This is a genomic window from Sphingobacterium daejeonense, assembly GCF_901472535.1.
GTDB lineage: Bacteria > Bacteroidota > Bacteroidia > Sphingobacteriales > Sphingobacteriaceae > Sphingobacterium > Sphingobacterium daejeonense.
Genome location: NZ_LR590470.1, coordinates 4,043,739 through 4,065,126, shown reverse-complemented (window position 1 = coordinate 4,065,126; position 21,388 = coordinate 4,043,739). Strand labels below are relative to the sequence as shown.

The following is a 21,388-nucleotide window of genomic DNA, read 5'->3' as shown; positions in this document are numbered from 1 at the left end:
CCTAAGAAAGTTCCTCCCAAAGAGCAACAATATGTAAGATGGATAAAACTGCTTTTTGCATATCCTGAATGGAAACCCATTCTTGCTTTCCATGGAATGCATGCCCACCTGCAAAGATATTAGGGCAAGGGAGACCCATAAATGATAGCCTAGAGCCATCTGTGCCGCCTCGGATACTCCGTTTTTCAACCTTCATCCCAGCACGCTCAATGCCCATCATAGCTATTTCTACTACTTTGGAGTGCTGATCCAAAATTTCTTTCATATTCCTATATTGCTCGGAAACTTCAAAACTATAACTAGCACCTGGGTATTTTGAAAGAACTTCCTTTACGATCGACTCCAATTCAGCCTCATGTTCCGCCAATTTCTTAGTGTCATGGTCTCGGATGATAAAACTTAATGTAGCCTCCTCAACAGTACCCTCAATATTAGTCGGATGAACAAAACCCTCTTTAGCATGGGTAGTCTCCGGAGACAATCTGTCTTTCGGTAAACTATCAATAATATCAGATGCAACCTTTATGGCATTGATCATCTTTCCCTTGGCATAACCGGGGTGAATAGAAATACCATCGATTTTAACCTTAACTCCATCGGCTGAAAAAGTCTCATCCTCAATGGTGCCAGCTTTTTCTCCATCCATCGTATATGCATATTCAGCACCTAATTTTTTGAGATCAACATGATCAACTCCTCGACCTATTTCTTCATCAGGAGTAAATAATATCTTAATATCTCCATGCTTAATTTCAGGATTGGACATTAAAATACGCGCAGCATCCATAATCTCGGCAACACCAGCCTTGTCATCAGCACCTAATAAAGTTTTTCCACTAGCAGTAACAATATCATTTCCTATTTGCTCCTTTAAATCCGGATGTTCTGAAAAACGTATAATGATCTTTTCATCATCAGGCAAAACTAAATCCTCACCCTGATAATTTGAATGAACCAATGGCTTCACATTCGTACCTGATGAATCAGGTGAAGTATCCACATGGGAACAAAAACAAATTACTGGAACATGCTTGTCAGTTATTGGAAGGAATAGTCGCATAAACATAACCTAAATCATCCAAATGAGCATCGGTGATACCAATAGCTTTTAATTCCTCTACTAAAATCCTGCTTAAATCCTTTTGCTTTTCAGTCCGAAGGAACACTCGAAGACTGAACATCTGATTGAGTATCAACCTGAACATATCTAATAAAATTCTCAGCTACCTGAAAATCCTTAATATCATTAATTTCCATGAAACAAAACTACTAATTTATTAACACATCTATTCCCCAAATACATCCAACACAATTCTTTCACCCGTTCTATCTCAAATCTCACATCTCACATCCCACATCTCAAACTACTGTTTATCCACCCAACCAAACACCTTATCCAAAATCCCCGAATTTCTAGCTCCACCAATATTTTGGCGAATCTTCAATTCTTGATCAGCTACTTTTACAAATAGACCATCAATAGCTTTCTGAGTAACGTATGCAGTAAGATTGGTCTCAATTTTATTGCTCAATGGCAATTTGTTGTATGCTGTTGTTAATTGATTCCAATAGGTGGAAACATTGTTTTTGCCCATAGCAGATTCAACGATTGGACTGAACCTTGTCGTCAGCTCCGAACTTGTTGACCTTTTGAAGAAGTTAGTCGCTGCATCTTGCTGTCCACTCAACAAAATATTGAATGCATCATTAACAGTCATTTTAGAAAGAGAGTTAACAAATACGCTGGAAGCTTCTTTCACAGCAGATTCGGCAGCCCTGTTCATGCTCGAAATAAATTGATCACATAAACTGTTCATACCAATCGCTCGTAATGCAGATTCCACTTTCCTCGCCTCCTCAGGCATTAATATCTTAACTGCTGCGTCCCCAAGAAAACCATCCTTAACAGATAAAGTCTTAATACTTGCTTGAAGACCATTATTTAAAGCCTGTTTAATCCCTGTATTGGCTTCAGCCTGCGTAATAGTCCCGCTAGAAGTAGAACTCCCGGAACTCCCGGAACCACCAGTGTTACTGCCTGTTGAGCCAGTACCTTGCGGTGGCAAAGTAAATCCACCTTGACTCAAGGTTTCACAACTCGATAAAAATAAACTAACGCCAACTAGGCTCATTATTTGGATGTGTCTGATCTTTTTCATTGCTCAAAAATAGTTTTTTAAATTCTGATTAGATAATTGTTTGAACATGATATCCATAATCAATAACAATGCCCCAAAATTTGTTTTTGGGGCATCGATTATTTGGATATTATATTTTCTATTTCCAGTTTAACTCAACATAGACAGGGAAATGATCCGAAGGAAACTTGCCCATATAGGTATCTGTTAAAATTCCATATTTATGAACCTTAAAAGGTTTGGTAATAAAGATATGGTCAATTCTGCCTTTTTCTTTAATCGATTTTCCCCAACTATTGAATGAGGAGTTGGGTTCATAAACGATTTCCGTTAAATCATAAGTATCCTCAACAACTCCACTTTTTGAAAGCGTAAAATAGGCTTCATTGTTCTCGTCAATATTGAAATCGCCTGTAAGGATTAAGGGTAAGTTCTTAGCAAGTTCTTTCGCTTTCGTTAGAATCAATTTCGCGCTCTCCTTTCTTGCTTCAACACCAACATGGTCAAAGTGCGTATTCATAAAAATGAATTTCTTGCCATTCTTTTTGTCCTTGAAAATTCCCCAAGTACAGATCCTAGGCAAAGCCGCATCCCAACCTTTATTGGGAGTATTTGTATCCGTAGCAGATAACCAAAAAGTGCCGCTCTCTCCAACCTCAAACCTTCTGGTATCATAAAATATAGAAGAATGCTCGCCTTTATCAGCTCCATCATCGCGACCAACACCAATATATTTGAAATTGGGAAGCTTAGCGGACATATCATTTAACTGCTCTTTGAAAGCTTCTTGCACTCCAAAAATCTCAAACTCATGAAATTTTATCAAATCCGTTAAATGGGTATATCTATCTTGCCATAAATTCCCAACATCACCGTCAGTTTTCATACGGATATTGAAGGTGGCTACATTCATTTGTTGAGCAAAAGAAAATCCAATGCTTAATATTAGGCTTAGGGTGATTATTATTTTTTTCATTTTATTTATTTAAAATTGTTTTCAACAATTCTGGCTCATCTGTGGTAATAAAATCAATCTTCTGGTCGATAAAGAACTTCATGTCCTCTTCCTTATTGACAGTCCAAACGTTGGTCTTTAATTTCAAATCCTTAAACTCTTGAATTAAATTTGGGTTCTTCTTGAAAATCGAAAAATGATAATCTACCCCAGTCAGATTTGCAGCTTTTACCTCCGCTGGTGATTTGTCGCCATTCAAATAATGAACCTTAATCTTCTTGTCAAGCTCCCTGAATTTTAAACATGCATCCCAATCAAAGGCAATAAACTCAACCATCTTCTCTGCTTTTAGCTTTTTAACAATAGCCAAGGATAACTCAACATTCTTCATCGTACGTTCCTTGCTCACCTTACTCGTCTTAAGCTCATAAATCAACTTTGTGCCTTTTTGTTTTAATCCAGCTTTTAAATATTCCTCAACAGTAGGGATAGATTCTCCATTGTCATGCTTCTTTGCCAATAATTCTTTATAAGTTAACTCTTCGACTTCCAAGCCATGAAAATCATGGTCATGGTTGACAACAAGAACGTCATCCTTCGTTAAATGAACATCAAACTCACTGCCCCAAGCTCCTTGTGAAATCGCAGCATCCAAAGAAGCAATTGAGTTCTGAGGTACCTTCGTATTCTTCCAAGCACCGCGGTGAGCGATAATTGATGTTTGAGCAAATAATCCTACATGGAAAACCATAGTCAGCGCAACTAATAATAATTGTTTTTTCATCGTATTCGAATCTTGTTATTTTAAATATATAATATTTGCAACAGAACGTTGGCCTTCATGGTCAAATTTCTTGTTGTCAGAGGGGTAATTTACAACTCCATTGTCTGTAGCATTTCGAATATAAAGCGTGCTACTGCCGCCACCATCAAGGTTCATCGCATTCTTGGCACCAAGCCACTTGAAAACTTTACTCAATTCATGCAAGTTCATGCCGTTTGCTTGGTTACTACGGCCATCGACAACCATAAATATCAATTTGTTGTTACCAGTGATAGCAATAGCCGTACGTGGATGGCGATTGTCATTGAAAGCATTTTTTGGCAGTAAAACATACTCGTTTTCATCAATCAGTAAAGGGCCAGCAACCATAACAGAACCGGCATCTGATTCCTGAACAGTTATCTTGTTCGGTTGTTCAATCCTAATCTTTTTGTCTGATATACTGAAAACAGCATTCGCACGAACATTGCTGTTCTCCTGCTTGCCAGTATTGATAATTTTACCATCTACCTTTAAATAGTCCACTGAACCACCATTCTTCATATCAAAGAAAGAAGCATTTATGGCAACTAAAGCCATGTTTTCTTCCGCAAATTTCGAGGTGGTTTTTAATATAGTAGAATCTCCAGCTATATGAATGTGCTTGTGGTGTTTTCTAAGGTCAATCTCAACCCAATTAATCTCTTGAACAGAATTAAAAAGATTCGAAAAATGTCCCTGATTCCAAATAACACCTTTTTTGATTTCCTTTTTGTTCCATTGGGCTTGGACTATTTGCAAGGAATCTTGGTCTTGTGAAAAGACTAATGTTGGAATATAAAAAAGTAAAAATGTACTTAGTTTAAGTAGATAATGGACTTTCATTCAGGACATGTATTGTTGAACATGTCCCGAATTTACCCAATTAATATTAAGATATCATTAATTTATCGGTCGCCATCCCATTCACCATAAAATTGTTGCAGAAACAATTCCATGTGTGCGTGCCTCCCAGCAGCAACTTTTCTTGCAGTCGGAGTATTCATTTTATCCTTCAACAACAAAAGCTTCTCGTAGAAATGGTTGATTGTTGGTGCAGTAGTGCTTTTATAGGCTTCTTTACTTTGATTCTCTATAAAAGGAATCTCTGGATTATGGATTTCCCTATTCTTGAAACCACCATAATTAAATGCTCTGGCAATACCAATAGCGCCAATTGCATCCAAGCGGTCCGCATCCTGAACTACCTCTAATTCTTTCGAATGAAAGTGAACCTCTCCCAAAGATGCTTTGAAAGACATGTTCAAGATAATGTTTTGAACATGCTCAATTGTATCTGCATCTACATCAATAGATGCTAAAAATTCTCCTGCTACCTTTGGACCAATACTTTCGTCGCCGCCATGAAACTTGCTATCAGCAATATCATGCAATAATGCAGTAAGTTCGCAAACATAAGCATCTGCATCTTCCTCCTTCAATATTAACTTCGTATTGTTCCATACCCTAAGAATATGCCACCAATCATGACCTGATTCTGCTCCTTTTAACTTTTCTTCAATGAAAGTGGCAGTGAGCTGAATGTGATATTCTTGGCTACTTGTCTTTTGAGCCATCGTACAATTCGTATTGTAAAAGTCTACAATCAAGTTTTCCATTGAAAAACTCAAATCTTCTAGAGGCCTTCAGCCCGATTTTCTTCGCTAAATCTGGATTCCCAGTAAAAATATATCCGCGGTAGCCTTGACATTTCTTCTTCATGAAATCCCCAATCCGGGCATATGTAAGCTCCAGTTTGCTGTGCGTCCCTAATCGCTCCCCATATTCAGGATTGAACATAATAACACCAGCACCCTCAGGAACGGTAGTTTCTGCAAAATCACAAGTCTCAAACTCAATCAAGTGCTCAACACCTGCAGTACGTGCGTTTAAAATCGCTATCTCAACAGCCTCCGATGAAATATCAGATGCAATGATATGCGGTAAGTTGGTCTTGTCAGTAATATCCTTCAAAATCCTGCGCTCCTCAAAAAATACTTCTTCATTATAGCCTATGAAGTGCATAAAAGAATAATTCATCCTTTGCAATCCTGGCTTGCGGTTCTGTGCCATTAATGCAGCTTCAATCGCCAAAGTACCCGAACCGCACATCGGATTCACAAATGGACTCTTGCCGTCCCATTGGGTAGCCATAATCGTAGCGGAAGCCAAAGCCTCCAACATAGGTGCTTTCCCAGGATGTTTCCGATAACCATGCTTCGCTAATGTCTCACCAGAGGTGTCCAAAAAAATCTCAGCACGCTCTTCAATCCAATGTAAATGAATAACTGCCCTGTTCAAGTCCGGACCTGAATTCGGACGAACACCCTTCTTGTCCTTGATACGGTCAACAATAGCATCCTTGACCTTAACATTCGCAAATAAAGGAGTCGTAATCGTTTCGTTGTGAACATTAGATGTTACCGAAAAATAACCATCAATTGGAATTAAATCCTCCCAGGCAATGCTCACCAACTGCTTATATAACTCATCTGCATTCTTGGCCTTAAATGATTTTAATTCATATAAAACCTGACTCGCAACTCTTAAGTTTAAATTTAATTTGATGCACTCATTTACAGACGCTTGTAGCTCTACACCGGTATTGAATGCTCGCTTGATATCAAATCCTAATTCTCGGATCTCTTGTTCTAAATAAGGTGACAGCCTGCGATTGCAAGTCACGATAACCTTACCCTGTTTGTTGAAAACTTCTGCCATATTTGTGCAAAGTTACTTATTCTCTTAGCAAAAAATGTTTAATTTTACGGTTTAATAGATAAGTTATGGAAATAAGAGGAAAAGTACATGAAATAGGGGCGACGCAACAAGTAACTGAGTCTTTCAAAAAGAGAGATTTGATCGTTGCCTATGCTGAAAACCCACAATTTGTAGAGTATATTCGTTTCGAGTCAACACAAGACCGTGTTAATATATTTGATAATCTGTCTGTAGGGGATGAAGTTGAAGTTTCTTTCAACTTACGTGGTCGTCCTTGGACAAACAAAGAAGGTGTAACAACCTATTTTAACTCCCTAGTAGCATGGAGAGTAACAAAAGTTGCTAATAATGCGCAAGCAGCTCAAGCTCCAGGATACGCAGATATGCCGCCAGTAGATATATCAGCAAACTCATCAGATGATGACGATTTGCCATTCTAAATAACAGCAAAAAATAAAAGTCTCGCCAAAAGCGAGACTTTTATTTTTTGCCCCCGCCATACTTGCTGTCCCCACCAACCATCTTCAGCTGAGCTAGCTCAAGTCTTGCGCGTTGGTCAGGGCAATGGCCAGACTTGGGCTATGAATACAAATTCTTGACCATCACCCCGCCATGGTTGGTGTCCCCACCAACTATCTCTTTCGAATCTCCCTTCAACATCCATGTCATTCCGCATCACAAGATGGGGAAACTGCTTCTATGACACCATTAGCAAACTATATCTTTTTCTCATATCTCACATCTCATATCTCACATCTATTCTAACCCCATCCCCATCATACAATCCCACCAATAAACTATTCCCTTTTTCATCAACCTTTAACCCGCCATACTCCGCCTTTTCATATCTTTCACCGGTACCTTCTTGGAAAAAATAAGACTCAGCACCAATATTGATGCTCCATGAATTTGGCCTTGTAAATTCTACCAAAACTTCACCAGCATTCAGTGGAGTTCTGCCTTGTTGAAATCGAACATCGTGACCAACTTGGTTCTCATCCAATTTTAATACAACATAACCTCTTTTAGGTAAACTATCCAAAAACAGGTTCTCACCAATGCCATATGATAGACGCATATAATCACCCTGCATTAATGATCGAGGATCAACAGGTGCTAACTTCAATAAAACCAATCGGCCATTGTCAAGAATATGTTCCTTCTGACGGATGCTGTAGTTGAAATAAACCAATAAACCGATCAGGTTTAAAACGATTATAATAATATTAAGCTTTTTCATGTGAATTCGATTTTTTGAAAATCAGAAAATAAAGAAGGATAAAGAATACCCCTGAACCAAACATGATTAACGATTTTTGAAGTAAGGTTATATTCAAATCATAATAAAACATCCCTATGAAATAGATAAAACCCATAATGCCCAAAGCAACTCCTGTCCTATAGTTAACTTTGAAACTTAACAGCAACAACAGTAAAGATCCAGATATCGCTGGAGAAATGGCGGTAAACCCCAAACAGACCAAAACAACGATGAAAATAAATATCTTCTTCCCCATTTCTTCACAATGGAACCGATTTAATAAGCAATTGATCAGCCACATCAATATGGAGATTAAAATTGCTGAACTGATATAGTTATATGCCCAATTTTCGTCAGACAAACTTCTTCCAACAAAATAAAGGCATATCAAATACGAAAAAGTAAGACCAGTCCGAATCGCTTGATATCGCTTTCCTGAAGTAAAATTAATCTTTAAGAATTTTGCCTCATTTAGCGCAAAGTTGACCGTCATTAATGCTGTAATGCTAAGCAGCACATGAAGAAGGTCAGGATGATGGAAATCAAAAATTACAGCTATTAAAGAACCAGTAAAAATCAATACAGATATAAAAGTAAGAATGTAGCTCCTGCTAATTATCAAAGTGGCTATAGCAAACAGACTGAATAAAAGATGGCATACAAAAGGTTCAACCCTAGAAATATCAGTAGCCATTCCAAATAATACATACCCTAATAAATACAGACACACTGAAATGGTGTCCAAGAGAACTTTGTCATATCTTTTATTCATCCATAGTGATAGAATAAAAAACAAAGCCGAAAAGCAATATAAAGCAGTTTGAGATTTGTCAAACCTGGCTACATAAAGAAATACAACAAAAGCAAGAGTTGCCAAAATGCCACCTAAAATTGACAATACTTTAATAGTCAATGCTTGATTGTTACGGTTATGATCTAATCCTATTTCCATTTTTGAATGGTCCACATTCAGACCTCGACCTATTTTCGCCTCAACGACATTTAAAATATTTTGAATTTCAGTCTTAATTTCCATGTTTCACCCTCCTTTGTACTTTTATTAAATTCCAGATAATAAGACTAACAGATGATACTATAAAAAGGCCGACCAGGAAAATTCCAGTCTCATCATTCGATTCCATCACCTTCAGAATAACACCAGATAAAATTATAACGATACTGAATGGAAGTAAACCCATATAGAAAATACTCCTGTTTCTTATTCCATGCCATAACCCTAAACCATAAAATAAAATTGTAGCGAATATGATAAAGGGAGCAAAAGAAGCCTTCCCATCTAGAATCCAATATAAGTTGCAGTAAGTTCCCCAAATCACTGCTCCAATCGATATAATATTGATGAAGTAAAGCGGAATATTTCCTTTTTTCTGATCATTTATCCAAGTGCTTAGAAGAACAACACTCGCATTTAGTACAAAAAGACCCGCAGTTAAATAAATAAAATCCCAATGCTTGGCAACTTGATCCCAGTATAAGTAAATGGTAAGGTTGCCCAAGAATAAGTACAATAACCAAAGGGGTGGAAAATTAGAAATTAAAACCCATATGGTAATAAAGACCGTCCAGGCTAAAAAGAAATCAAATGCATTTGCCCCAGTTTGGTAAATCTGACCAAAGACTGCGAACATAACTCCGACAAGAATAGCTGAACCGGTCAGAATAATATTTCTGTAAATAGTATCTATTTTTAATACTAATGCTAGGATCGTAACTAAAACTACTAATCCTTGGACTATGCCAAGTTTCGCAAATTTGCCCAAATCATCCCAGTTGTATGCAAAGAAGAATATGATTCCAGCAGCCATAAAACCAACTCCTAAAGTGATCAAGGTGATTCTGATAAAAGTGGCCCATGAATCCTGATCAGGATAAATATCCTCCTCCAATGTTTTCTGTAATTCAACCTGCTGATATCACTATGCTGGGATAAAAGCTCAAGGTCATTTCGTTCAAGATCTCTCATGTTAAGGTTTGTTGAATATGAGTATTGGAAAAATAGCGCCGTCGAAAAATCCCTGCAGGCCAATTTGGACACTGAAGGGTAACCGCTAAGTTATATGTTTTCTTCCTTAAATAATTTAGCGTCACGAGTGTTTTTCTGAACGGCAATCGCAGAAAAAATACTCAGAATAAAAGAAATACCGTAAAACCCTTTCTCACTCAATAATAAATCTGCATTCCAAAGGCCAATTATCAACAAGATGATCGATGCTAAAGTTGCAAACCAGCTTATGCCATAATATAATTCTGTAACAGGTAAACCCTCAGCTTTATCTCGAACACTCTTTTGAACTGAAATAACAGCAAAAAGCCCGAAAAGTAGGATAACAAAGTAATAGCCTTTTTCATTCAATTCCATTGTCGCATTCCATAATCCAATGCAATAGCTAACAATCCCTGTAAGAAGCGCAACCCATGAAGCACCAACAAATGCTGCGGTCGGCTTAAATGACCCATTATGTTCTTCGGTCTGTTTTTGTGGAGTAAACATCTCCTCGTTTTTTGTATTTAGCGGTTCCATATTTTTTTGTTTTAATGATTAATACTGAACCAAATATCATAGAGTTTAATCGTTATAAAAATTCAATTTTATCAATAAACTGACGATATAAAATATAATATTATGTATTTTTAATGCTTATATATCTCATTATGGATACATTGCAAGAATTAGTAAATGTCCTTGATAAACAAGATAAAATAGATTTTAAAACCTACTTAAATCGAAAAAATAAAAGAAATGATGTTAAGAATATCAAATTGTTCAATTTGATAGAAACTGATGATATAAAATCATTAGATAAAATCTATAAAAATTTTAAAAATAAAGATGCATACCATGCGCTAAGAAAAAGACTGCAGGATAGCTTGCTACTTTTTCTTTCACAAAGAACATTTGAAAACAGTAATGATGAAATTTATGATATCCTCAGAAATATTGTTTGTAGCGAGATTCCTTTTAGAAAATAACCTGTCAAAAATTGGTTTTAAATCTTTGGACAAAGCCGAAAGAATGGCTATTAATCAAGAACAATTCAGTCTAGTGAATGAAATATTATTGTTAAAACTGCAGTTTTCACATTTGGACCCCAACATAGACCTCGAAAAACTGACTAGTATGTTCCGAATCAATCAAGATCATATGCAGAGAGAAGCAAAACTAAGGTTGGCCTATGCTTACTTAAGAAAGGAATTGAATGAAATACACCTCAAAGGAAAGGTGGTAAATCTTTCAGAATTAATAGAAACAACAATCAAGCAGTACCAAATCAATAGAATTGATTTCATGAATTATAAATCGTTATATCAAATTCTATTTATCGCCAACGAATATGCAGCTATAAACCAAAATTACAGCCTGATCCAAAAATTCTTGATCAAAAGTCATCAATTCATCGAAAGTCAAAAAGAAAAACCCGACTCGCAAATTTTTTACAAACTCCATGTTTTATATTACTTAGCGAATTTCTCCCTCAGAAATAAAGCCTTTGCTGAAAGCTTAGATTATTTAGGGCAAATGGAAGCTCTATTTGATAATAAACAACAATATAAATCAGTTCTTTATGCTAGGCAACAGCTGCTATTTGCACTCAATTATTTTTATATAGGCAGTCCTGAAAAAGGATTAGGATATGTCGAAGATGCGCTGGCAGATTTACCAAAACATGGTTCTCAATCTGATATCGAAGATCTCATGCTTACAAAAGCAATGTTCCTTACTCAACTCAATGATGACGAATCATTGAATATAATGGCTAAGCTAACCCATATAGATGCTTGGTATGAAAAAAAACTCGGAATGCTATGGTCTATCCGAAAGAATTTAATGGAAATATTGATGCAAATCCAATTTGGAAATGTGGAACTCTCAGTATCCAGAATAAAGAGCTTTAAAAGAAGATACAAGAAATATTTAAATCAGGTAAATGAACAAAGGGTGTTGAACTTCGTCGCGTTAGTGGAAAAATTTCTAGCAAAGCCTGATATTATCTATCAACAAACCTTTCAATCAACTGTTTATAAGATGTTAGAGATTGAAGAAAATAGAGATATTTTCAATATCAGTTTTATAGCCTGGTTAGTGTCAAGGTGGGAAAAAACAATCCCGTACAAAATAACAATAAGATTAATCCAAGGTTTAGTGGAAGTTTCACCGACAAAAATGACGTAATGACAGGACTTTTTGTGCCAATCACCTAATAGTGACAGGGAATGTTTACATTGGAATAAGAATTGGTGTATTTTTATAAAAATAATTAAATTTAGAGAATGGGTTGGGCAACGAAAAAAAGTAGACCTTGGGAGATAAGGCAACTGATGTGGACATTTTTTTCCATCCTGCTATTCCTGCCTTTGCCGATACATGTGCACCCTTTGGTGATGATGTCGCAGGCAAAGAAAGCGAAAGTTAGAACTTGGATGATAACGGCTTGGCTGCTTTTGGCAGTCGAGTTAGGACTCCTGTTTTCTTTTGTTATGTTCTTTGGGGCATTGAGCCAAGCAATGTTGTTGACATTAGGTGGATCTGTACTGTCTTATATTGTAGGTAATGCTTTATTGTTGAATCAAGCAAAACCTTACCTGAAGAGATTGGAACTCGCGGAAGTCCGCGATCTACATTGGATAGCATCTGCAGATTCAATGAAAAGAATCGAATTGTCGGCTCCAACAATAGACACACCCCAGTTTTTTGTGGAAAGATTACTCCACTGGAGAAAAGAAATTGACAACACAAAAATTCATAAGGATATCGATAATATTCTCCGACTATTTCAATTGCTCGAGAAAAAAGACAAAAGAGAAGCTGAGAAATTTTTGGTAAGACACTCGACAATTGTGAACGTATTGATGCAATATGATGAATTAGAAAATGCAAAATTAAATAATACAGTCACTTTTGAATCTAAAAGAAAACTTGAAGAGGTCATTAGACAAGCTGCGGTAGCAGTGGAACAGGAAGTAACAAATCAATTTAAAATGGGAATGTTGGATGTATCTGCCGAAACAGATGTGTATATCCAAACACTCAAAAGTAGAAAACCTTTTAAAAGAATAATATGGCAAACTTAGATTTGACACATCTAGATGATGATCAAAAACCAGAATAAGCCCTCAGAGGTAAAAGTTAATTTTACTGACGAGGAAAAACAACTTATTAAACAATATAAAGACAAAATTAATCTGACATCCACAACGGATATCATACAGTTTGGGGTAGGGGCGCAAAGTAATGTGAGCAATTTCTCCAATGAAATTTTGAAACAGGTCAGAACTAAAGATCTGGGCGGAGCTGAAGACATTTTGGTAAACCTCAGATCTGAAATCCGTGAATTTGATGATAAGGTTAATAAAAAACCATTAATCCCTTTCTTTGATAATATCAAAAAGAAAATCGGAAGAATGAGAACTGAATATGCATCCGTAGAAAAAAATATTCACTCGATTGAATTGAAACTCGAAGGCCATTATAAAAACTTGGCTAAGGATGTCAATATCTTTGATAAACTTTTTGTTCAAAACCAACAGTATTTCAAAGACCTATCTCTGCATATTCAAGCAGGAGAGGAAAAACTGCAAGAAGTGTTGAATACTACTTTGCCAGCATTGAAGGCAGAAGCAGAAGCTACTGGAGATCAGCACAAAGTACAAGAGTATAAAGACATGGAACAGCATGTCGTGCGTTTTGAACGCAAAGTCCATGATTTGAAGCTAACTAGAATGGTGGTTCTGCAAACAGCGCCTCAAATCAGGATGATACAAAGCAACAGTAGCTCGCTGATGGAAAAAATCCAGTCCAGTATAGTTAATACCCTCCCTTTATGGAAAAATCAAATGGTATTGACTTTAGGAATCGCTCACGCTCAAAGCGCATTGGAAGCACAAAGAGCAATCACTGATGCAACCAATGAATTGCTGAAGAGAAACTCTGAAATGCTAAAAGATGCAACCATCAATGTTGCTAAAGAAACCGAACGTGGAATAATCGATATGGATACCATCAAAAAAGCAAATACCGATATCATTACAACCATAGAAGAAGTGCTGAGAATTCAACGTGAAGGTCGTGAAAAACGTAAAGTTGCCGAAGGTGAACTATTACAGGCTGAAACAGAACTCAAAAACCATATCCTGAAATCATCAGATGATACCAGATTGATCAATTAATTGATCTTCAACATAAATATAAAAGCCGAGGTTTTTCTCGGCTTTTATATTTTTCAACGGTATGGTCGGTGTCCAACCAAGCCGTGGTCGGTGTCCCCACCGACCACTTAATTGATCGTTGCCGTGGTCGGTGTCTCCACCGACCACCTACAATTCCCATCTCTTCTTAGGAACACAAGTAATATCAGCAATCTTCCGCAATACAATTGGCCTGCTGTCAAACTTGTTCTCCAGTACTAAACTATCCTTACTAGTAGATTTGATCAAAAGCCTTGGGCCAAAGACCCCTTGTTTATGACAACCTGAAATCTTTTGTTTGCCGTTTTCTTTTGTATAAACACCATCAACAATCATGCTGTCAACTCGGATGGAATAAACACCTTTGGCGTATTCCTTCCACTCACCACCATTATAACAGCTGTCAGGGATACTCTGTACTTTATTATGCACGCGCATCTCGGCATATACCGAATCACAAGTGAACTTCAGCTGATATAATGTATAATTCAGCATTTCATCCTGACCCGGAATACTGTCTTGTACCCAAATACCTTGAAGGTAATCCGCTCCCTCTCCCTGCATATCTGAATGTCGTTGACAACTTGCAAAAAGAAAAAGCATACCTACCAAAATAGATAGGTATGCTCTTAATTGAGAATATGTAGTATTTCTTTTGTTCACTATATTATTTTAAGCTACCTACCATTTCTTCAGGCTTAACCCATTCGTCAAACTCCTCGGCTGTAACATAGCCTAATTGGATAGCTGTTTCTTTTAATGTTGAATTGTTCTTATGTGCTGTTTGAGCAATCTCAGCAGCTTTATAATAACCAATTTTGGTGTTCAATGCTGTAACCAACATCAATGAGTTGTCAACAAGCTGTTTGATACGTTCGTAATTTGGCTCAATACCAACCGCACAATGCTCCTCAAACGAAACACAGGCATCACCGATCAATCTTGCTGATTGTAAAAAGTTAGCTGCCATAACGGGTTTGAAAACATTGAGCTCATAATGACCTTGAGTCCCGCCAATAGTGATGGCTACATCATTACCCATTACTTGAGCAGCAACCATAGTCAATGCCTCACATTGAGTTGGGTTTACTTTACCCGGCATAATGGAAGAACCTGGCTCATTCTCAGGAATCAAAATTTCCCCAATACCTGAACGTGGACCTGAGGCTAACATACGAATGTCATTCGCAATCTTATTCAATGCAACTGCTAATTGTTTCAAGGCACCATGCGTCTCTACGATAGCATCATGAGAAGCCAAAGCCTCAAATTTGTTCTCCGCAGTTACAAATGGCAAACCTGTAAATTCAGCAATATATTTCGCAACTAAAACATCATACCCTTTTGGTGTATTCAATCCTGTACCAACAGCTGTACCCCCTAATGCTAATTCTGAAAGGTGAGCTAATGTGTTTTTGACAGCCTTGATACCATAATTCAGTTGAGCAACATAACCCGAAAGTTCTTGACCCAATGTAAGTGGAGTAGCATCCATCAAGTGTGTACGGCCAATCTTTACAACATTCATGAACTCGTCAGATTTTTTCTTTAACGTATCACGAAGTTTCTCAACACCAGGGATCGTAACTTCAACAACAGCCTTATAAGCAGCAATGTGCATTCCTGTTGGGAAGGTATCATTCGAAGATTGTGATTTATTAACGTCATCATTTGCCTTCAGAACAGGCTCCCCTTCACCAATCTTTCCGCCAGCCAATACTTGAGCACGGTTCGCAACAACTTCATTTACATTCATGTTCGATTGTGTCCCAGATCCTGTCTGCCAAATAACCAATGGAAATTGATCGTCTAATTTGCCAGCTAAGATTTCATCGCACACAGCAGCGATAGCATCTCGCTTCTCAACAGATAAAACTCCTAACTCGCAGTTAGCATAAGCAGCAGCTTTCTTTAAATATGCAAAACCCTCAACAATCTCATGTGGCATCGAACCCGATGGACCAATCTTAAAGTTGTTTCTTGAACGTTCAGTTTGGGCACCCCAGTACTTGTCAGCTGGAACCTGAACCTCACCCATCGTATCTTTTTCTATTCTGAATGACATAATTACAAATTTTGTGATAGGCAAATTTAGGACTGTTGATTTTCATAAGCAAATCTTTTAATAACCTATATTCAAAATACAGCAGATTTATAATGATTTTTGCCAAAAGAAAAGGAAAATTAAAACATGGAACTCTTGTAGTTCCTGTCCAAAATGAAAAAAAATAGCGACTGACGCTATTATTCTTTATTTTAGGTCAGGAAAGCCTTTTCTGAATATGTTCCTCAATATGGTGATAAACCTGTTTGGGCTTTAATGTTCGCCATGGAAAATTATTCAGGTATTCCCCAAAGTTGATAAAATAATCAATGTGATTATCTTGAAACTCCTTCACCACATGGTCGCGGAAATTGATCCCCGCAATCCATCCATCTTCAATATCATTGAACCATTCCTCATAATAGGAATCATCAGAAGCATGAAAATTCAAGATATTCTCTCCAATAAGAATGAATTTCGTAATTCCTTCATCGATCAATAAGTCAATAAGCTCACGCTTAAGTACCATAATATCATTATAAATGGCATCGTTCCATTCCCCAATAAACTCTATAATGCAATATCCTTTATCATAATCTGCATAGATAATCTTAAGGTATAAAGTCTGGGAGCCAAAGTAATCCCATTGCGGATGAAGTAGATAATTGTAGATTTTCTTATCGTATTCAAACTCACTATAAATAGTCCCATAAAATGGACTTCGCTCATCTTCTGCTGCTATATAATAGTCGCGCCAGTTGTAATATGGTTCTAATTCATGCATCTATCTGTAAAATTATTGAAAATTGCGGAATTATTACCTGTTAACCTACTTTTTGGACTGTTAATTGTTATAAAATAATTGTTATAATTTTCTTTTAAACAAATTGTTAAGTCATTAATTTTGCGGACCAGACCGTAAATGCAAAAAGGTAGAAAACGAAATATCTTTGTCGCAGCAACATATGCTGCTACTCTTCTATTGGGATTGATCCTCGGACAGAATTACTCTGACCAACAAGGATTCAATACCGGAGGATCTCTTGTGCCTATTGGATTATCAGATAACTCCTATAAAATACAACAGGTAGTCGATCTTATTTCAAATCGATATGTAGATAGCATTAATATGGACTCAGTTCAGAATGGAGCAATAAACCATATTATATCCCATCTTGACCCATATTCAACCTTCTTGACCCCAAATGAATCCCAAACCCAAACAGAGGTCTTGGAAGGTACATTTGAAGGAATTGGAATGGAATACTTCAACCTAAACGATACCTTATTGGTAGTAGGCGTTATTACAAACGGGCCCGCAGATAAAGGTGGATTTAAAGTAGGAGATAGAATCCTTAAGATCGGAAAAAGAGACATTGCTGGCCATTCAGTGTCTAAAGAAGAAGTAGAAAAATTAATGCGTGGAAAAAGAGGGTCAACAGTGCAGATGATAATAGAACGTGATTCTGCAATAATGCCAACGCCATTAAAAGCTGTTCGTGATCAGATAAATGTCAGCTCTCTTGACGTAGCCTATCTTATTAAACCAACCATAGGGTTTATAAGAATAAGAAGATTTTCCCTGAAAACTGCTGAAGAATTTAAAAATGCAATTATTGACCTTAAAAAACAAGGTGCGAAAAGTCTAATATTGGACCTTAGGGACAATGGTGGTGGATATTTTCACATTGCCATTAAGATGGCCAGCGAATTCTTTCCTGATCAGCGACTCATGGTATATACCGAAGGAGCTCATGAAGCCAGACAGGATTATCTTTCCGAAGGAAAAGGTAGCTATGACCACGGACGATTGGTGGTATTAGTCAATGAAAGAACCGCCTCAGCCAGTGAAGTCGTATCCGGCGCTGTACAAGATTGGGATAGAGGTACAATTATAGGTAGAAGGACTTACGGTAAGGCAACTGTGCAAGAACTGTTCGACTTCTCAGACGGCTCTACAATTAACCTCAGTATAGCTAGATATTACACCCCTCTAGGACGTAGCATCCAACGTAAGTATAGCCCAAATTGGTCTATTATGAATGACTATGTATCCATGTACAGTGGTTTATGGTCTCTTGATACAACCTATGCTCATGCACAGGCTTACCAAACCAAACTCGGAAAAAAATTGTATAGCGGTGGTGGTATTGTGCCAGATATAATAATACCAGTGGATTCTAATGAGGTGAGTCTTTTGTATAAAGACCTTGTACAGTCCAGTCTGATAGAACAATTTGTATACAGCCGATTCACCAAAAAATTACCAGCTTATTCAATCGAGAACTTTCTCCAGGGATATAACCTCCCAAGAACAGAATACAATAGCTTTATTAAATTCTTGACCGATCGAGGTTGGAATATATCCGCTGGGAAACAAAGAGATTTGCACGACCTCATACAAAGTGATATTGAAGCGCTTTTGGGAAGGTATTATTTCGGAAGAGAGGCTTATTTCAAAGTGAAAAATAGATATGACGCCTTCATAGAATCTGCATTGGCCCAGCTTGGAGTCGTCAACAATAATTCCTAATAAACCTATTAATTAAGACTGATGTCTGCATAAATAGGGTAGTGGTCAGACATCTTCTTCTTCACCACCTGATAATTGTTAACTGTAAAGTTCTTTTCACAGAAAATGTAATCAATCTGAAGAATGGGCAATAACTCATAATGGGTAACACCCCAACCATTTCCCTTTTCCTGAAATGCATTTTTCAGATCTTTTCCTATTAAATTAACCGAATAGGACATAGGCGTATCATTAAAGTCGCCCATAACAATCTTGGGATATTTCGTTTCTTCAATATGATCAAACAAAGATTCAGCCTGGTCGCTGCGCTGTTCAAATGCCCATTTTAATTTTCTGCCAACACGCTTTGTTTTGGTCTCTTCCGTACCATCTCCAGTTTTCGGATTCTGAATGAATTCCTTGTCTTCACTCTGAAGACCAAAGGAACGTAAATGAACGTTATATACCCTTACCGTATCCTCGTTCTTAACAATGTCAACATAAATAATCCGGTTGATACCATATTCATTCTTCTTGATCAAACCCGAATTGATAATCGGAAACTTAGAAAAAATAACCTGCCCATAGGCATTGTATTCATTCTGTTGCGAAGGAGCAAAATAATAGCTGTCAAAATTATTGTGAGATTTGATCTTCTCACTGAATTTTTTGTTCCCTTTGATCGTACTGCTGAACTCCTGCAAGCAGAGCACATCGGGATCAACATCTTTGATGATTTCCGTGAAAACATCCTTAGCAGGCGTCTCAGTTTTCTCAACAGATTCAAACATATGCACATTGTAAGTCATAACCCGCAAAGATGAATCGTTCTTTGTCCGTGGTTCAACAGAATTGAACGTGACATGCTTCGTCATTAAATTCCAACCTATTAAAATAGCAATAAGGGAAAACAAAGAATACTTAGGTTTCCGTAAAATCCAGTAAAAGATAAAACCTAAATTAATCAATAAGATGGGTAAATAGCCTAACCCTAAAAACGAACTCGGCCAAAAGGATTTGGGATTGATAATAGAAGCTGAATAACATACAAAAAGAGCAACTATAGCAGCTAGGTTGCCCAGCATAATGGTCTTGCTAAAAAAACCGAGATTCTTCTTTTTGATTAACATTATTCTTGCTCTTCTCTACTTATCCTAAATAGGATTTCTTTTTCCCGTGAAGATAGACTTTCGTATCCATTTTGAGAAATTTTATCCAAAATTTCATCTATAACTTCCTGGTTTGGAAGATCTCCTTTGTAGCTACGGTAAGTAGGAACTTTTTTGACAGGATGGACCACCCGAAGTTTCTTCTTTCGTTGAAAAACAAACCACTTGCTCAAATCATTTCCCGCCTGTAATTGATACATGAATATCGCTCCCCATAAAATCGCAATAGGAAAGGTTGCTGCCGCAGCTCGATTAGCAAACAAGTAAAATAAAATCTCTAATGAAAAGAAAACAATAGCAATGGTCCGAAAACGAACAGTCCCAAACAAAAACAATCTGATCTCCAAATTCGGAACCAAAACCATTATGCTCGCAACCAAAGAAGCCAATCCCATCGAATTCGAAAACAAAGAAGAATAAGGCCCCTTAGCCAAAAATTCAACCTGCGATAAAGCCAGAAAACTCAACCCGCTCAAGAAAAATGAAACAAAGAAAACGGTCAGTAATTGCCGCTTGTTTAGAAAATTCAGAAAAGTTGTACCCATCCAATATAACCAAAGACAATCGAATACAATCCGGAATAAACCGTCGTAGACGAATGGATAGGTAACCAACGTCCATGGACGCAAAATAAACTCCGAAAATGTATTCGGAAGAGTCAAGTTGGTCAACATCCAATCATAAAGCGGAAAGCTAATCACGCCTAGGTCAACTAATAAATCAGCAATATGAAGTAGGACGAATAGAATAATCTGAATAGATAGTATATAAGGAATTGGAGAACCTGTTTGATAGGTTGTCCTGAAGAACATTTTTAATCCACTTTCCTTTTTCATATCTATCGAGACAATCTTAATAATAATTTGTTCTTTTTATTCCCCACATTTTTAAAAGAATAAACCCAAATAAGGCTCCTCCAACATGTGCCAAGTGGGCAATTGATGAGCCTGAACTCGAAAAACCCAAAACAATTTCAATGACAATCAGAATGGGAATAAAGTATTTAGCCTTAATAGGAACCGGTAAAAAGATCAACATAAGCTCTGCATTTGGAAATAAATACCCATATGCCAAAAGCAACCCGTAAATCGCCCCTGAAGCACCTACCAATGGTGTGCCGTAAATCGAAAGTAATGTGCCTAATTGATCTTGTGTAATCGGTAAATTCGTTGAAACCATACCAGTAGTATAGTTGAAGTTCAAGAATTGAGATGCTTTAACAGTGCCAGCAATGTTATAAACCTCGAATGCTTGGACACCATATTGCAAAACCAAAGCCCCTAAACCACAAATTAAATAATAGTTCAGAAAGCGCTTCGGACCCAAAATTCGCTCAATAACAGCACCAAACATCACCAACGCAAACATATTGAAGAAAATATGGCCAAAACCTCCATGCATAAACATGTAGGTAATAATCTGCCAGATCTTGAAAAATGGTGAATCTGGATAAAAAACTCCAAAGAATCTCGTAGCTTGATCAAAAATCATCGAACCAATAAAACAAACAATATTGATGATCAATAGATTCTTCGTTACTGTAGGTAAATTTCCTAAAAGGTTATTCATATAATAATTTCAA

At 37.1% G+C, this 21,388-nt stretch carries 22 protein-coding genes and 1 pseudogene; 6 read left to right on the top strand and 17 right to left on the bottom strand.

Features of this window, described 5'->3' with window-relative positions:
• Window position 1: 1 nt before the first annotated feature.
• The 7 genes and pseudogenes from pepT to FGL31_RS19420 form a co-directional block, all read right to left on the bottom strand.
• Window positions 2-1,257 (bottom strand): annotated as a pseudogene (pepT, locus tag FGL31_RS19450) (peptidase T).
• A 107-nt stretch (window positions 1,258-1,364) separates the two neighbouring features.
• Window positions 1,365-2,159 carry a DUF4197 domain-containing protein gene (locus tag FGL31_RS19445; RefSeq protein ID WP_138093848.1) on the bottom strand — a complete coding sequence of 265 codons (795 nt, stop codon included), beginning with the start codon at window positions 2,157-2,159 and terminating at the stop codon, window positions 1,365-1,367.
• Window positions 2,160-2,277: 118 nt separating this feature from the next.
• Window positions 2,278-3,114, bottom strand: a complete 837-nt coding sequence (locus FGL31_RS19440; protein ID WP_138093846.1) for an endonuclease/exonuclease/phosphatase family protein — start codon at window positions 3,112-3,114, stop codon at window positions 2,278-2,280.
• 1 nt (window position 3,115) lies between these two features.
• The gene (locus FGL31_RS19435; protein ID WP_138093844.1) at window positions 3,116-3,877 is read right to left on the bottom strand and encodes a glycerophosphodiester phosphodiesterase family protein; all 762 of its coding nucleotides are present in this window, start codon (window positions 3,875-3,877) and stop codon (window positions 3,116-3,118) included.
• A gap of 15 nt (window positions 3,878-3,892) precedes the next feature.
• Window positions 3,893-4,741 (bottom strand): phosphodiester glycosidase family protein, encoded by an 849-nt coding sequence (locus tag FGL31_RS19430; RefSeq protein ID WP_138093842.1) that lies wholly within the window; start codon window positions 4,739-4,741, stop codon window positions 3,893-3,895.
• 62 nt (window positions 4,742-4,803) lie between these two features.
• The gene (locus FGL31_RS19425) at window positions 4,804-5,472 is read right to left on the bottom strand and encodes an HD domain-containing protein (protein WP_138093840.1); all 669 of its coding nucleotides are present in this window, start codon (window positions 5,470-5,472) and stop codon (window positions 4,804-4,806) included.
• Window positions 5,453-6,616, bottom strand: coding sequence for a THUMP domain-containing class I SAM-dependent RNA methyltransferase (locus FGL31_RS19420; protein ID WP_138093838.1), 1,164 nt, complete (start codon window positions 6,614-6,616; stop codon window positions 5,453-5,455). The genes FGL31_RS19425 and FGL31_RS19420 overlap by 20 nt, the downstream gene beginning before the upstream one ends.
• A 65-nt stretch (window positions 6,617-6,681) precedes the next feature.
• Between FGL31_RS19420 and FGL31_RS19415 the strand changes: the two genes are divergently transcribed.
• Complete coding sequence (locus FGL31_RS19415; protein ID WP_099370555.1) at window positions 6,682-7,056, top strand: DUF3127 domain-containing protein; 375 nt, start codon at window positions 6,682-6,684, stop codon at window positions 7,054-7,056.
• A gap of 296 nt (window positions 7,057-7,352) precedes the next feature.
• On the opposite strand, the gene FGL31_RS19410 is transcribed toward FGL31_RS19415, so the two are convergent.
• From FGL31_RS19410 to yiaA, 4 genes are all read right to left on the bottom strand, one after another.
• Entirely contained in the window at window positions 7,353-7,856 is a 504-nt protein-coding gene (locus tag FGL31_RS19410; protein WP_138093836.1) for a GDYXXLXY domain-containing protein, read from the bottom strand.
• The gene (locus FGL31_RS19405) at window positions 7,843-8,913 is read right to left on the bottom strand and encodes a DUF4401 domain-containing protein (RefSeq protein ID WP_138093834.1); all 1,071 of its coding nucleotides are present in this window, start codon (window positions 8,911-8,913) and stop codon (window positions 7,843-7,845) included. The genes FGL31_RS19410 and FGL31_RS19405 overlap by 14 nt, the downstream gene beginning before the upstream one ends.
• The gene (locus FGL31_RS19400) at window positions 8,903-9,784 is read right to left on the bottom strand and encodes a DUF2157 domain-containing protein (RefSeq protein ID WP_138093832.1); all 882 of its coding nucleotides are present in this window, start codon (window positions 9,782-9,784) and stop codon (window positions 8,903-8,905) included. Before FGL31_RS19400 ends, FGL31_RS19405 begins: the two co-directional genes overlap by 11 nt.
• A 167-nt stretch (window positions 9,785-9,951) precedes the next feature.
• Window positions 9,952-10,419 carry an inner membrane protein YiaA gene (gene yiaA / locus FGL31_RS19395; RefSeq protein ID WP_138093830.1) on the bottom strand — a complete coding sequence of 156 codons (468 nt, stop codon included), beginning with the start codon at window positions 10,417-10,419 and terminating at the stop codon, window positions 9,952-9,954.
• A 131-nt stretch (window positions 10,420-10,550) separates the two neighbouring features.
• On the opposite strand from yiaA, the gene FGL31_RS26780 reads away from it, so the two are divergent.
• The 4 genes from FGL31_RS26780 (at window position 10,551) to FGL31_RS19380 (ending at window position 14,063) form a co-directional block, all read left to right on the top strand.
• Window positions 10,551-10,868, top strand: a complete 318-nt coding sequence (locus FGL31_RS26780) for a hypothetical protein (RefSeq protein ID WP_232046989.1) — start codon at window positions 10,551-10,553, stop codon at window positions 10,866-10,868.
• A gap of 43 nt (window positions 10,869-10,911) precedes the next feature.
• Window positions 10,912-12,069 (top strand): hypothetical protein, encoded by a 1,158-nt coding sequence (locus tag FGL31_RS19390; RefSeq protein WP_232046988.1) that lies wholly within the window; start codon window positions 10,912-10,914, stop codon window positions 12,067-12,069.
• Between the two features lie 98 nt (window positions 12,070-12,167).
• Window positions 12,168-12,968 carry a hypothetical protein gene (locus FGL31_RS19385; RefSeq protein WP_138093828.1) on the top strand — a complete coding sequence of 267 codons (801 nt, stop codon included), beginning with the start codon at window positions 12,168-12,170 and terminating at the stop codon, window positions 12,966-12,968.
• A 15-nt stretch (window positions 12,969-12,983) separates the two neighbouring features.
• Window positions 12,984-14,063 (top strand): toxic anion resistance protein, encoded by a 1,080-nt coding sequence (locus FGL31_RS19380; protein ID WP_138093826.1) that lies wholly within the window; start codon window positions 12,984-12,986, stop codon window positions 14,061-14,063.
• 147 nt (window positions 14,064-14,210) lie between these two features.
• On the opposite strand, the gene FGL31_RS19375 is transcribed toward FGL31_RS19380, so the two are convergent.
• The 3 genes from FGL31_RS19375 to FGL31_RS19365 all read right to left on the bottom strand — a co-directional run bounded on the left by FGL31_RS19375 (window position 14,211) and on the right by FGL31_RS19365 (window position 16,909).
• Window positions 14,211-14,744 (bottom strand): fumarate hydratase, encoded by a 534-nt coding sequence (locus FGL31_RS19375; protein ID WP_232046987.1) that lies wholly within the window; start codon window positions 14,742-14,744, stop codon window positions 14,211-14,213.
• Between the two features lie 4 nt (window positions 14,745-14,748).
• Window positions 14,749-16,146 carry a class II fumarate hydratase gene (fumC, locus tag FGL31_RS19370; protein WP_138093822.1) on the bottom strand — a complete coding sequence of 466 codons (1,398 nt, stop codon included), beginning with the start codon at window positions 16,144-16,146 and terminating at the stop codon, window positions 14,749-14,751.
• Between the two features lie 196 nt (window positions 16,147-16,342).
• Complete coding sequence (locus FGL31_RS19365; protein ID WP_099370545.1) at window positions 16,343-16,909, bottom strand: hypothetical protein; 567 nt, start codon at window positions 16,907-16,909, stop codon at window positions 16,343-16,345.
• A gap of 138 nt (window positions 16,910-17,047) precedes the next feature.
• Between FGL31_RS19365 and FGL31_RS19360 the strand changes: the two genes are divergently transcribed.
• On the top strand, window positions 17,048-18,658 hold the full coding sequence (locus FGL31_RS19360) for a S41 family peptidase (protein WP_138093820.1): 1,611 nt from the start codon (window positions 17,048-17,050) through the stop codon (window positions 18,656-18,658).
• A gap of 8 nt (window positions 18,659-18,666) precedes the next feature.
• Here the strand turns inward: FGL31_RS19360 and FGL31_RS19355 are convergent, their stop codons facing one another.
• From FGL31_RS19355 to FGL31_RS19345, 3 genes are read right to left on the bottom strand one after another with little or no spacing between them, the layout of a single operon-like run.
• Entirely contained in the window at window positions 18,667-19,722 is a 1,056-nt protein-coding gene (locus FGL31_RS19355) for an endonuclease/exonuclease/phosphatase family protein (protein WP_232046986.1), read from the bottom strand.
• 44 nt (window positions 19,723-19,766) lie between these two features.
• Window positions 19,767-20,642: a rhomboid family intramembrane serine protease gene (locus FGL31_RS19350; protein ID WP_138093816.1), complete on the bottom strand. Its 876-nt coding sequence runs from the start codon at window positions 20,640-20,642 to the stop codon at window positions 19,767-19,769.
• A 16-nt stretch (window positions 20,643-20,658) separates the two neighbouring features.
• Window positions 20,659-21,375, bottom strand: coding sequence for a rhomboid family intramembrane serine protease (locus tag FGL31_RS19345; protein ID WP_138093815.1), 717 nt, complete (start codon window positions 21,373-21,375; stop codon window positions 20,659-20,661).
• Between the last annotated feature and the right edge of the window lie 13 nt (window positions 21,376-21,388).